This is a genomic window from Mesorhizobium sp. M2E.F.Ca.ET.219.01.1.1 (genome assembly GCF_004016445.2).
Taxonomy (GTDB): domain Bacteria; phylum Pseudomonadota; class Alphaproteobacteria; order Rhizobiales; family Rhizobiaceae; genus Mesorhizobium.
Window position 1 is genome coordinate 369,812 of sequence record NZ_SADT02000001.1, and the last position, 11,793, is coordinate 381,604.

Here is an 11,793-nt window from a genome sequence, read left to right on the forward strand (position 1 = left end):
ACTTTTCCTGGAATTGCTCTAGTCAACCCGGAGGCGATGGATGCAGAAGTTCGAGGCAGGGGCAAGCATCGATGGGTTCGAGCTCGTCGAGCGGCTTCAATCCGGCGGCATGGCGACGCTGTGGCGGGCGAGAAATCCGAAATTCGATTTCCCGCTTCTGCTGAAGATCCCATTTCTCGACCCAGGCGGAGACGTTTCCGTCATTCTCGGCTTCGAAGCCGAGGAACTGATCCTCAAACGCCTGTCGGGTCCGCATGTGCCGCGCTTCGCGGCATCCGGCAGCCTGGCGAAGGTTCCCTATATTGCGATGGAGTTCGTCGCCGGCGTCGGTCTGGCGGAACTGACGAACGGCGCGCCACAACCGCCGGACGAGGTGGCAAGGATCGGCGCCGAGATTGCGAAGGCGCTCGCCGCCTTGCACCGCCAGAAGGTCGTCCACCTCGATCTCAAGCCTGAAAACATCATTCTGGCCGAGCGCGGCGCCGTGCTTTTGGACTTCGGCCTCGCCCGCCATGCAGAGCTTCCGGACCTTCTCGGCGAAGAGAGTTCCGTGCCGATGGGTACCGCAGCCTATATGTCGCCGGAACAGGTGCTGGGCGAGCGGTCCGACCCGGCAAGCGATATATTCGCGCTGGGCTGCATCCTCTATCAGCTCGCCACCGGCGAGGAGCCGTTCGGGCGTCCGGCCACCTTCGCGGGAATGAAGCGCAGGCTCTATCATGCGCCCAAGCCACCGCGAGACATCGACAAGGCCATACCGAGGTGGCTGGAGGCCGTCATTGTGCGATGCATGGAAGTCGACAGATCCAGGCGCTACGGCGAAGCGGCGCATGTTCTCTCGGATCTCAGGAACCCCGATCAGGTCGTGGTCGCCAGGAAGAGCACGCCATCGAACGAATGGGGCTGGGGCGCGATCAGGAACCTTTTCCGCAGGACGGACGAGAAGTCGCTGGTTGGCAAGGCTGCCAACTCCGCGGCGCGCGCCGGACCGCCGATCGTCTTGGCCGCGGTCGACCTTGCCAGCGGAAGCGATGCGCTGGCGGGCGAGGTTCGCAACGAAACCGCGCGTGTGCTTGCGGCACGCCAGGATTCCTGGCTCGCCTGCGTGACGGTGTTGAAGACCGAGATTGTCGGCACGACACCGGATGTCGATGAATCGGGGCGCCTGGTCTATCTGCAGCGGCTGGTCGCGCTGAAGGACTGGGCGCGCCCGCTGCATCTGCCGGAGGACCGCATAAGCTACCACGTGCTGGAGGCGGTCAGTCCGGCCGACGCGATCCTCAACTATGCCGAGCACAATGATGTCGGGCACATCGTCGTCGGCGCGCGATCCTCTTCGGCAATCCGCCGCCATCTCGGCAGCGTGTCGACCAAGGTGGTGGCGCGAGCCCTTTGCTCGGTATCGGTCGTGCGATTGAAAGCGGTCGAGGAGGAAAGCCGGCTGCGGCCGTGAGGTGGTCGGTGCCCTGCAGACCATCCGAGCTTGACTTCGGCCTTGCCTGCCTGTCGACTGCTCCCCAGAATTGCATTGGGCTTTGCGAGGGGCATTGTCCTGACATGGCGTCGATCGACCAGCAACCCGCAGGGCGGCCGGACAGCGGGCTTTCCTTCATCCCGGTGGCCTGGCTCGTCATCGTCATGGGTCTGTCGGCCTATGGCCTGATCTCGAACTGGCGGCTGATCGGCGACTTCAGCCTGCCGGATAACGTCCTCTTCCTGATCTATGGCGGCCTCGCCGGCGGCGTCATCACCATTCTGTGGGGGCTGTACCTGCTTGGTCTCGCCTTCAACCGATCCGCCCGTTTCCCGCGCCACTACACGATCTGGCAGATCGCCATCATCATCTGGATCCTCGTGCGCCAGGCCTATGTGCTGCTCGTGTCCGACTTCGTCTTCTCGGCCGAGGGGCTGGCCTTCACCGTCGCCGAGATCGCCATCGGCCTGCTCTGTATCTATCTCCTGCGCAACGGGGCCGGCGCCGAGACGGTCTACGCCAATCCGGAGACCGAGCGGCCGCCGGTCCTCGTCTCAATCCTTGCCGCGCTGCTCGGCATCATCCTTGGCGGCGCGATCGGCGCCTGCGCCGGATTCTTCGCCGGCTCGCTGATCGCGGACCTGACGCATATGAGCTGCTTCGAGGGCGCCTGCGGATTTTTCGCGGCTTTCATCGGGCTTGGAGGCCTGATCGTCGGAGCGATCGCCGGCGGCATTTTCGCCATCTGGCGGGTCAACCGGCGCAGGCTGGCGCGGGCTCGCTAATTTCACGGATCCGCGATTGCGCGGGAACCACGCACGCTCTATGTCGATGGCGGGGCAGACGGGAGCTTTCCCGGGGAGAGCGTCGATGTTGCGTTTCATCTTTCGGCTGGCAGCCATGGTCGCGCTGTCGATTGCCGTCATCATGGCGGTGATCGACACGACACGCTCGGTCGCCGCTTCCTCGCTGGTGATGACGCCGCTCAACGCAAGCTGGCTGGCGGTTTCGCCGGATACCCGTGCGGCCTTCGAGACTTTCGTGCGCGCCAAGGCAAGCCCGCTGGTGTGGGACGGCGCCGTCGCCTGGGTGCTGGCGCAGCCCGGTTTCGCCGTGTTCGCGGTGCTTGCCTTCCTGCTCTACGCCATCGGCTACCGGCGCAAACGCCGGGGCGCCGATTTCGCTCCCAGCCCCTGAAGGCTCTCGTTCCGACGCAATTCCGGACGGAAGGCTGCGGCGAACCGCCGAGCCTGACCTTTCACACTTTTCCCGGAATTGCTCGAAGAGCCACGCCGGACCGCCGGTAACCGCTTTTTCCAACAGGTCAAAAATCCACGTGAATTTTGTTTCGCGCCGTGCCAGATTGACCGCGAGCGGGAAGGGCAAACACTTCCTGCCTGGCATCGCAAGCCTGCCGGAGAACCGGGCAGGCAGGCGGTGCAAAACGGAAAAATAACCGACAGGGTGTGGATCACATGAAACGTATCGTTCTCGGCCTTCTGGCCGCAACCGCAATGGTTCTTCCGGCTTTCGCCGCGGACGTGCAGCCGGCCATCCTCTATGATCTGGGCGGCAAGTTCGACAAATCCTTCAACGAGGCCGCCTATCACGGAGCCGAGAAATTCAAGACCGAGACGGGCGTCGCCTATGTCGAGTTCGAAGTCTCGAATGCCTCGCAGCGCGAGCAGGCGCTGCGCCGCTTCGCCGAGGACGGCCGCAACCCGATCGTCATGGCCGGGTTTGCCTGGGAGGACGCGCTAAAAGCGGTCGCGAAAGATTATCCGGACCTGAACTTCGCCATCATCGACGACGCCGTCGACCTGCCCAACGTCCGCTCGCTGGTGTTCAAGGAGAACGAAGGCTCCTACCTCGTCGGCATCCTGGCGGCGATGGCGTCGAAGTCAAAGAAGGTCGGCTTCATCGGCGGCATGGACATCCCGCTGATCCGCAAGTTCGAATGCGGCTATGTCGGCGGCGCCAAGTCGGCGGGTGCTACCGACGTCATCCAGAACATGACCGGCGACACGCCGGCCGCCTGGAACGACCCGGCCAAGGGCGGTGAGATCGCCAAGACGCAGATCGACCAGGGCGCCGACGTGGTCTACGCCGCTGCCGGCGGCACCGGCGTCGGCGTGCTGCAGGCGGCGGCGGATGCCGGCAAGCTCGGCATCGGCGTCGATTCCAACCAGAACGGCCTGCAGCCGGGCAAGGTGCTGACCTCGATGATGAAGCGCGTCGACGTCGCCGTCTACAACGCCTTCATGGACGGCAAGAACGGCACCTTCAAGGGCGGCCTCCAGAATCTTGGCCTCAAGGAAGGCGGCGTCGACTACGCAATGGACGACAACAACAAGGCGCTGGTGACCGACGAGATGAAGGCCGCGGTCGAAAAGGCCAAGGCCGACATCATCGCCGGCAAGATCGAGGTGCACGACTACACCGCTGACAACAAGTGCCCCTATTGATCGGCAGTTGAAGCAGGGTTTGAACCGCCGGGCCAGTGCCCGGCGGTTTCATTTTTGAGAAGGGATCATGCGGCCGACGATCGAAGCCATGGCCGAAGGCGACGTTCTATAGCGTGCCGACGATATAGCCGAGCGCGAACGCTGCCAGCAGAGCGAGCGCAATGACAAAACCAAGCCTGCCGCCAAGCGAATGCAGACCGACGCCGTAGGGCTTGCGCTCGAGCCGGTGGATCATCACCGGCGGCGGTTCGGCCTCCGGAGCGGCATTGCCGGCGAGCCGCGCCTGCATCTGCGGCAGTTCGGCAAGCCGTTGCGTGACCAGCTCCCAGCGATTGCCGCGTGCCTCGGCTGCCGCGGGATCAAGCGCGCGCAAGCGCTCGGCGAGCCGCAGCACCGTGTCGCGAAAGGCGGGATCGATCTCGAGGTCGCGTTCGGCGCGGGCGCGTTCCCTGTCGTTCATCAAGCCGAAGACATAGTCGCCGGCCCGGGCGACACGTTCGCTTTCACTGGACATGGCCGTCTTTTCCCATGGCTCCTCACCAATGCGGCGGTTTGGTCACCGGCACGTCGGAGGCGGTCTGCTCCAACTCCAGGAACCGGTCGGTCAGGGCGGCAAGCTTGCGCTCCATACGCTCGATCACCTTCCACTGTTCGGCGATCTGGCCGGACAGTTCCTCGATGGTCTTTTCCTGCTCGGCGGCGCGGATTTCCAGCGTCGTCAGCCGATCGTCAGGCATGGCCATGCAAAACCTGGTCCTTGCGAATGTGAGAACTCTAGCCACGTTCGAAATTGACAAGGGCGCGGGGATTTGTCGAGAGTGAACAGCCGATTGGCATAAGCGGGGCATCATGCTAGGCATTTTGACCAAGCGATAAAAAAACTGAGTGGGACAGGCTGCATGGCGCAAGCCGCAATTGAGCTCATAGGCATCAACAAGAGCTTTGGCGCGGTACGCGCCAATCGCGACATTAACCTGGAGGTCGCGCGCGGCACCATCCACGGCATCGTCGGTGAGAACGGCGCCGGCAAGTCGACGCTGATGTCGATCCTCTACGGCTTCTACCAGGCCGACAGCGGGGAAATCCGCGTCGGCGGCAAGCCTGTTTCGATCCACACGTCCAACGACGCCATCGCGCTCGGCATCGGCATGGTCCACCAGCATTTCATGCTGGTCGACAATTTCACGGTGCTGGAAAATGTCATCCTCGGCGCCGAAAGCGATGCGTTGCTGAAGAGCAGCATAACCAAGGCGCGCTCGGAGCTTGACCGGCTGGAACGCGAATACGGCCTCGAGGTCGATCCCGACGCCGTCATCGAGGAACTGCCGGTCGGCCTGCAGCAGCGCGTCGAGATCCTCAAGGCGCTCTATCGCGGCGCCGAGATCCTGATCCTCGACGAGCCGACGGGCGTGTTGACGCCGGCCGAGGCCGATCACCTATTCCGCATCCTCAAGCAATTGAAGGACCAGGGCAAAACGATCGTGCTCATCACCCACAAGCTGCGCGAGATCATGGCGATCACCGACACGGTTTCGGTGATGCGCCAGGGAACCATGGTGGCGACCAGGACGACAAAGGAAACCACGGTCGGCGAATTGGCCGAGCTGATGGTCGGCCGGCGCGTGCTTCTGCGGGTCGAGAAGGGCCAGTCGGAAGCCGGCGCGGTGAAACTGTCGGTGAAGAACCTGACGGTGAAGGACCAGCGCGGCGTCACCATGGTCGACAACGTCTCCTTCGATGTGCGCGGCGGCGAGATCGTCGGCATCGCCGGCGTTGCCGGCAACGGCCAGTCCGAGCTGCTCGAGGCGATCTCCGGCATCAGGCATGCTGTCTCCGGCGAGGTGATGCTGGACGGCAAGCCGATCGACCTCACCGGCAAGGCCGATCCCGGCGAATTGCGCGACCGCGGGCTGGCCCACGTGCCGGAGGACCGCCACCATGTCGGGCTGGTTCTCGCCTTCGAGGAGAACGAGAATACCATCCTCGGCTATCACGACGACGAGCGCTATCTGAAAGGCCCGTTCCTCGACGTCGATGCCATCATGGCCGACGCCAAGGATAAGATCGAGAAATACGACATCCGCCCCGCCAATCCGCGGCTGAAGACGGCCAATTTCTCCGGCGGCAACCAGCAGAAGATCGTGCTGGCGCGGGAAATGGAACAGGACCCCGGCGTGCTGATCGTCGGCCAGCCGACGCGCGGCGTCGATGTCGGCGCCATCGAATTCATCCACAAGCGGCTGATCGCCATGCGCGACCAGGGCAAGGCCGTGCTGGTGGTGTCGGTCGAGCTCGACGAGATCCGCTCGCTCTCCGACCGCATCCTGGTGATGTTTGCCGGCCGTGTCGTCGGCGAGCGCGGCCCGGACGCGACCGAAGGCGAGCTCGGCCTGCTGATGGCCGGTGTCGAGCACCAGGAGGCCGCCGAATGAGCACGCCCTACGCCAAGCTGCCGGCCTGGGCCGATTACGGGCTGATCCCGCTGATCAACCTGTCGGTTGCCTTCATCGTCGCCGGTTTCGTCGTCATGCTGGTCGGCGAAAACCCATTCCGCGCCGCCGTCATCCTGGTCGAAGGCGCCTTCGGCAGGGGCACAGGCATCGCCTTCACGCTCTTCTATGCCACCACCTTCATCTTCACCGGACTGTCGGTGGCGGTGGCGGCGCATTGCAGCCTGTTCAACATCGGAACCGAGGGCCAGGCCTATATAGGCGGCCTGGGCATAGCGCTTGTGTGCCTGAGCTTCGACAGCGTGCTGCCCTGGTGGGTGATCTTTCCGATCGCGATCGTGGCCGCCGCGGCGTTCGGCGCGCTTTGGGGTCTGATCCCGGCCTATCTCCAGGCCAAGCGCGGCTCGCACATCGTCATCACCACCATCATGTTCAACTTCATCGCGGCCTCGACGATGGTCTATCTGCTGGTCGGCGCGCTGAAGCCGGCCGGCTCGCAGGCGCCGCAGACGCGCAATTTCCTTGCCGGCGCGGAACTGCCGAAGCTCAACTGGGTGATCGAATTGTTCGGCGCAAAGATCCGCTCGGCGCCGCTCAACATCTGTTTCCTGCTGGCGCTGGTCATGGCCTTCCTGGTCTGGCTTCTGATCTGGCGCACCAGGCTCGGCTATGAGATGCGCACCTATGGCCATAGCCCGAAGGCTGCGCGCTACGCGGGCATTTCGGAAACCCGCATCATCATCACGGCGATGATGATCTCGGGCGCGCTGGCCGGCATGATGGCGCTCAACCCCGTCATGGGCGACCAGCACAATGTCGCGATCGATTTCGTTTCCGGCGCCGGCTATGTCGGCATCGCGGTGGCGCTGATGGGCCGGCTGCATCCGGTCGGCATCGTGCTGGCGGCCATCCTGTTCGGCATGCTCTACCAGGGCGGCGCCGAGCTCGCCTTCGAGATGCCGGCGATCAGCCGCGACATGATCGTCATCATCCAGGGGCTGGTCATTCTCTTCGCCGGCGCTCTGGAACATATGTTCAGGCCTTACATCCAGGCGCTTTTCGCCTCGGTCAGTCCGAAGTCGGTCGGCATGCAGGCGGTCAAGGGGACAGGGGCCTGAGATGGACATGTTCAACGCAATCGTCCAGGTGCTGGACTCGACCATCCGCCTATCGGTGCCGCTGCTGCTCGCCTGCCTGGCGGGCCTTTATTCGGAACGGGCCGGCATCTTCGACATCGGGCTGGAAGGCAAGATGCTGGTCGGCGCCTTTGCCGGTGCTTCCGCCGCCGCCGTCTTCCATTCGGCGCTGATCGGCCTCGGCACGGCGATACTGATCTCGGTCGCTTTCGCCCTGGTGCACGGCTTCGCCTCGATCACGCATCGCGGCAACCAGATCGTTTCCGGCGTCGCCATCAACTTCATTGCCGCCGGATCGACCATCATCCTTGGCCAGGCCTGGTTCCAGCAGGGCGGGCGCACGCCGGCGCTGCAGCCGGGCGAACGTTTCGAGGCGATCACCTGGCCCGGCGCCGAGGCGATCAGGGATGTGCCGATCATCGGCCCGATCTATGCCGAGCTGATTTCCGGCCACTCGATCCTGGTCTATTTCGCCTTCGCCATGGTGCCGTTCACCTGGTGGGTGCTGTTTCGCACCCGCTTTGGGCTGAGGATGCGCGCCGTGGGCGAGAACCCGGCCGCCGTCGACACCGCCGGCATCTCGGTCGCGTGGCTGCGCTATCGCGCGCTGATCTGCACCGGTATCCTGACCGGCGTTGCCGGCGCCTATCTGTCGATGGTCCAAAATGGCGGCTTCGTGAAGGACATGACGGCGGGCAAAGGCTACATCGCGCTGGCAGCACTGATCTTCGCCAAGTGGAAGCCGGTCAACGCCATGTTCGCCTGCCTTTTGTTCGGCTTCCTCGACGCGGCCTCGATCCGCCTGCAGGGTTCGCCGCTGCCGCTTGTCGGCAAGGTGCCGGCGCAGTTCATGCAGGCGCTGCCCTATGTGCTGACCGTCATCCTGCTCGCCGGCTTCATCGGCAAGGCCATCCCGCCGCGCGCCGGCGGCGTGCCCTATGTCAAGGAACGTTGAGGTCGGGAACGCCGAGGCTGGATTTTCGTCCGCCGCGACCGGCATTTGAACAAGATCGTGGGAGAGAAGAACCGTATGTCGCATGATCTGTTCGAGGCGGCGAAGACGGCGATGGCCAAGGCCTATGCGCCCTATTCGAAATTCCCGGTGGGTGCCGCGCTTCGCACTGAGGACGGGCGTGTCTTCACCGGCGCCAATATCGAGGTGGCGTCCTATCCGGAAGGCTGGTGCGCCGAGACGACGGCGCTCGGCCACTACATCATGGGCGGCGGCGGCAGGATCGTCGAGATCGCGGTGATCGCCGAGCGCATGGCCAAATGCCCGCCCTGCGGCGGCTGCCGGCAGCGGCTGGCGGAATTCTGCCGGCCTGATACGAAGCTCTATCTCTGCGACGACACCGGCGTGGCCGAGACGGTCACCATGGGCGACATGCTGCCCTACGGCTTCAGGGGCGATATGTTGAAATGATGGAAGCGCTGGATCATCTGGTCGAGAAGTTGGACGGGTTGGCGCCCACGGCGGCGCTCGTGCTGGGCTCGGGTCTGGGAGGGCTGGTCGACCAGGTCAAGGATGCCAGGCGTATCTCCTATGCGGAGCTGCCCGGCTTCCCGCGCAGCGGTGTCTCAGGCCATGCCGGCGAGGTGGTTGCCGGGCATTTCGCCGGCACGCCGGTGCTGATGTTGTCCGGCCGCGCGCATTATTACGAGCATGGCAACGCAGCCGCGATGCGCCCGGCGCTGGAAGTGCTTGCCGGCATCGGCATCTCGCATTTGATCCTCACCAATGCCGCCGGCTCGGTCGATCCTGAAATGGGACCTGGGTCGGTGATGCTGATCACCGACCACATCAATTTTTCCGGCTCCAACCCGCTGATCGGCGAGCCGAGCGATCGCCGCTTCGTCGGCCTCACCGAGGCTTATGACGCCGGCCTGCGCGGCGCAATCGAGAAGGCGGCGAAGGCGACCGGCACGGCGCTGCACAAAGGCGTCTATATGTGGTTCTCCGGTCCCTGCTTCGAAACACCTGCCGAGATCCGCATGGCGCGCGTCATGGGGGCCAACGCGGTCGGCATGTCGACCGTGCCGGAGGTCATCCTCGCCCGCTTTCTCGGCCTTAAGGTCGCCGCCTGCTCGGTGATCACCAACCTGGCGGCCGGCATGACCGGAGCGGAGCTCTCGCACCAGGAAACCAAGGACATGGCGCCGGTCGGCGGCGCGCGGCTGGCGACGATCCTGCGGCGCGTCTTCCAGGACGGTTTGCCCGACTGATGCTGCCGCAGGAGATCATTCGCCGCAAGCGCGACGGCCACAGGCTCGCGGCCGAGGAGATCGCGGCCTTCATCGCCGGGCTGACGGCCGGCACTATCTCCGAGGGCCAGATCGGCGCTTTCGCCATGGCCGTGTTCCTCAACGGCATGAGCCGCGAGGAAGCGGTGGCGCTGACGATCGCCATGCGCGATTCCGGCGATGTGCTCGACTGGTCCGACCTGCCCGGCCCGGTCACCGACAAGCATTCTACCGGCGGCGTCGGCGACAATGTCTCGCTGATGCTGGCGCCGACCGTCGCCGCCTGCGGCGCCTATGTGCCGATGATCTCCGGGCGCGGCCTCGGCCACACCGGCGGCACGCTGGACAAGATGGATGCCATCCCGGGCTATGCCAGCCAGCCGGATGTGGCGCTTTTGCGCAAGACGGTGCTTGAAACGGGATGCGCCATCATTGGCCAGACCGCCGACCTGGCGCCTGCCGACCGCAGGCTCTACGCGATCCGCGACGTGACGGGCACGGTCGAATCGGTCCCGCTGATCACCGCTTCGATCCTGTCGAAGAAGCTTGCCGCGGGCTTGGGCTCGCTGGTGCTCGACGTCAAGGTCGGCAATGGCGCCTTCATGGAAAAGTCGCGCGATGCGGTGGCCCTGGCGAACAGCCTGGTCGAGGTCGCCAATGGCGCCGGCCTGAACGCTTCCGCGCTTGTGACGGGCATGAACGAACCGCTGGCTTCGGCTGCCGGCAACGCGGTCGAGGTGAAGAATGCGGTCGATTTCCTCACCGGCCGTTTTCGCGACAAGCGGCTGGAGGAGGTAACGCTGGCGCTGGCGGCCGAAATGCTGCAGTCGGCGGGGCTGGTTTCGTCGCAGCAAGATGGTCTCAGGCGCGCGACCGAAGCGCTTGTCGGGGGGCGTGCAGCAGCCGTCTTCGCGCGAATGGTGGCGGTGCTTGGCGGACCGGCCGATTTCATCGAGAAACCGGAAAAATATTTGCCGGCGGCGCCGGTCGAACTGGCCGTGAAAGCCGAACAGGCCGGCTTTGTGACCGGAATCGCCACGCGCGATATCGGGCTTGCCGTCGTGACGCTTGGCGGCGGGCGTTCTCGTCCGGACGACAAGATCGATCATGCGGTCGGTTTGACCCGACTGTTGCCGGTCGGCGCCGAGCTGCGCCCGGGGGAGGCGCTGGCGCTGGTCCATGCCCGTACCGACGCGGAGGCCGAGGCGGCAGCCGCGGCCGTGCGTGCCGCTTACACAATCGGGATTTCCAAGCCACCCGCCGAAAAGACGGTGCTCAGGCGAATATTGCCCCGATAGAGCAGGTCACCGTTTCCCGGAAACGATGACCTGCTCTATCTGTTTTGTTTGACGTAATTCCGGACGGAAAACCGCTGCACACTTTTCCTGGAATTGCTTATGACGCTTACTGGACGAGCAGCAACGCGCCGTCCTGGACCTGGTATTTCTGCAGCCGCTGCAGGAAGCTCATGCCGATCAGATTGGTCTGCAGCGCCCGGTCATCGAGCACCACCGCCTGGACGTTGTCGACCGAGATCCTGCCGATCTGCAAGCGGTCGACCGTCACGACGGCGGCCTTGATCGCCCCATTGGCGGTGTTCACCTGTTGATTGAAATCTGACGGGTTGAGCGAGATGCCGATCCTGCGCGCGGTCGAGCTGTTGATGGCGACCAGCGTCGCGCCGGTGTCGATCAAGCCGTCGATCTGCCGGCCGTTGAGCTTGAACTGCGATGTGAAATGGCCGCGGCCATCGGCATTGACCAGCACCTGGCGGCCAAGCGGCATCGGCGTGGCCGGCTTGGCCGGGACCGAGACGAGATTGACCTGGGGCTCGTCCTTCGGCGCCGCCGGCTGCGCGGCATCGGTCGATTTCAGCAGGCCGTCCACCAGATGCGGATTGGCCTGAAAGACGATCGGAATCGAGGCCGAGGTTCCGGCAAAGATGCCGAGGATGAGAAGCCTGCGCAGCATGGATGGCCCTTAGATCAAGGCCACATCCTAACGCCGACATGGTGTTTTCCGCTTTA

The 11,793-nt window shown here is 64.4% G+C and carries 13 protein-coding genes; 10 read left to right on the top strand and 3 right to left on the bottom strand.

Annotated features, from left to right (window positions below; genetic code table 11):
• Positions 1–40 precede the first annotated feature (40 nt).
• The 4 genes from EN862_RS01790 (at position 41) to EN862_RS01805 (ending at position 3,939) form a co-directional block, all read left to right on the top strand.
• A complete protein-coding gene (locus EN862_RS01790) occupies positions 41–1,453 on the top strand; it encodes a bifunctional serine/threonine-protein kinase/universal stress protein (protein WP_127864178.1) in 1,413 nt (470 codons plus the stop codon).
• A 104-nt stretch (positions 1,454–1,557) separates the two neighbouring features.
• Complete coding sequence (locus EN862_RS01795; RefSeq protein WP_127864179.1) at positions 1,558–2,259, top strand: DUF2569 family protein; 702 nt, start codon at positions 1,558–1,560, stop codon at positions 2,257–2,259.
• Between the two features lie 85 nt (positions 2,260–2,344).
• On the top strand, positions 2,345–2,671 hold the full coding sequence (locus tag EN862_RS01800) for a hypothetical protein (RefSeq protein WP_127864180.1): 327 nt from the start codon (positions 2,345–2,347) through the stop codon (positions 2,669–2,671).
• A gap of 278 nt (positions 2,672–2,949) precedes the next feature.
• Positions 2,950–3,939, top strand: a complete 990-nt coding sequence (locus EN862_RS01805; protein ID WP_112126444.1) for a BMP family ABC transporter substrate-binding protein — start codon at positions 2,950–2,952, stop codon at positions 3,937–3,939.
• Positions 3,940–4,045: 106 nt separating this feature from the next.
• Here the strand turns inward: EN862_RS01805 and EN862_RS01810 are convergent, their stop codons facing one another.
• Positions 4,046–4,453, bottom strand: coding sequence for a hypothetical protein (locus tag EN862_RS01810; protein WP_127864181.1), 408 nt, complete (start codon positions 4,451–4,453; stop codon positions 4,046–4,048).
• Positions 4,454–4,475: 22 nt separating this feature from the next.
• Positions 4,476–4,682 carry a SlyX family protein gene (locus tag EN862_RS01815; protein ID WP_095817028.1) on the bottom strand — a complete coding sequence of 69 codons (207 nt, stop codon included), beginning with the start codon at positions 4,680–4,682 and terminating at the stop codon, positions 4,476–4,478.
• A gap of 156 nt (positions 4,683–4,838) precedes the next feature.
• On the opposite strand from EN862_RS01815, the gene EN862_RS01820 reads away from it, so the two are divergent.
• From EN862_RS01820 to deoA, 6 genes are read left to right on the top strand one after another with little or no spacing between them, the layout of a single operon-like run.
• Positions 4,839–6,371, top strand: a complete 1,533-nt coding sequence (locus EN862_RS01820; RefSeq protein WP_127864182.1) for an ABC transporter ATP-binding protein — start codon at positions 4,839–4,841, stop codon at positions 6,369–6,371.
• The gene (locus EN862_RS01825; protein WP_127864183.1) at positions 6,368–7,507 is read left to right on the top strand and encodes an ABC transporter permease; all 1,140 of its coding nucleotides are present in this window, start codon (positions 6,368–6,370) and stop codon (positions 7,505–7,507) included. Before EN862_RS01820 ends, EN862_RS01825 begins: the two co-directional genes overlap by 4 nt.
• 1 nt (position 7,508) lies before the next feature.
• Positions 7,509–8,480: an ABC transporter permease gene (locus tag EN862_RS01830; protein WP_127864184.1), complete on the top strand. Its 972-nt coding sequence runs from the start codon at positions 7,509–7,511 to the stop codon at positions 8,478–8,480.
• A 57-nt stretch (positions 8,481–8,537) separates the two neighbouring features.
• Positions 8,538–8,948, top strand: coding sequence for a cytidine deaminase (gene cdd, locus EN862_RS01835; protein WP_348632070.1), 411 nt, complete (start codon positions 8,538–8,540; stop codon positions 8,946–8,948).
• A complete protein-coding gene (locus EN862_RS01840; RefSeq protein WP_127864186.1) occupies positions 8,945–9,748 on the top strand; it encodes a purine-nucleoside phosphorylase in 804 nt (267 codons plus the stop codon). The genes cdd and EN862_RS01840 overlap by 4 nt, the downstream gene beginning before the upstream one ends.
• A complete protein-coding gene (gene deoA, locus EN862_RS01845) occupies positions 9,748–11,064 on the top strand; it encodes a thymidine phosphorylase (protein ID WP_127864187.1) in 1,317 nt (438 codons plus the stop codon). Before EN862_RS01840 ends, deoA begins: the two co-directional genes overlap by 1 nt.
• Before the next feature lie 106 nt (positions 11,065–11,170).
• On the opposite strand, the gene EN862_RS01850 is transcribed toward deoA, so the two are convergent.
• Positions 11,171–11,737: a TIGR02281 family clan AA aspartic protease gene (locus EN862_RS01850; protein WP_127864188.1), complete on the bottom strand. Its 567-nt coding sequence runs from the start codon at positions 11,735–11,737 to the stop codon at positions 11,171–11,173.
• Positions 11,738–11,793 lie beyond the last annotated feature (56 nt).

Coding starts and splice junctions, on each gene's coding strand:
- EN862_RS01800 (WP_127864180.1), top strand. CDS start 2,345: ATGTTGCGTTTCATCTTTCGGCTGGCAGCCATGGTCGCGCTGTCGATT.
- deoA (WP_127864187.1), top strand. CDS start 9,748: ATGCTGCCGCAGGAGATCATTCGCCGCAAGCGCGACGGCCACAGGCTC.
- EN862_RS01795 (WP_127864179.1), top strand. CDS start 1,558: ATGGCGTCGATCGACCAGCAACCCGCAGGGCGGCCGGACAGCGGGCTT.
- EN862_RS01825 (WP_127864183.1), top strand. CDS start 6,368: ATGAGCACGCCCTACGCCAAGCTGCCGGCCTGGGCCGATTACGGGCTG.
- EN862_RS01815 (WP_095817028.1), bottom strand. CDS start 4,682: ATGGCCATGCCTGACGATCGGCTGACGACGCTGGAAATCCGCGCCGCC.
- EN862_RS01820 (WP_127864182.1), top strand. CDS start 4,839: ATGGCGCAAGCCGCAATTGAGCTCATAGGCATCAACAAGAGCTTTGGC.
- EN862_RS01840 (WP_127864186.1), top strand. CDS start 8,945: ATGATGGAAGCGCTGGATCATCTGGTCGAGAAGTTGGACGGGTTGGCG.
- EN862_RS01830 (WP_127864184.1), top strand. CDS start 7,509: ATGGACATGTTCAACGCAATCGTCCAGGTGCTGGACTCGACCATCCGC.
- EN862_RS01850 (WP_127864188.1), bottom strand. CDS start 11,737: ATGCTGCGCAGGCTTCTCATCCTCGGCATCTTTGCCGGAACCTCGGCC.
- EN862_RS01810 (WP_127864181.1), bottom strand. CDS start 4,453: ATGTCCAGTGAAAGCGAACGTGTCGCCCGGGCCGGCGACTATGTCTTC.
- EN862_RS01805 (WP_112126444.1), top strand. CDS start 2,950: ATGAAACGTATCGTTCTCGGCCTTCTGGCCGCAACCGCAATGGTTCTT.
- EN862_RS01790 (WP_127864178.1), top strand. CDS start 41: ATGCAGAAGTTCGAGGCAGGGGCAAGCATCGATGGGTTCGAGCTCGTC.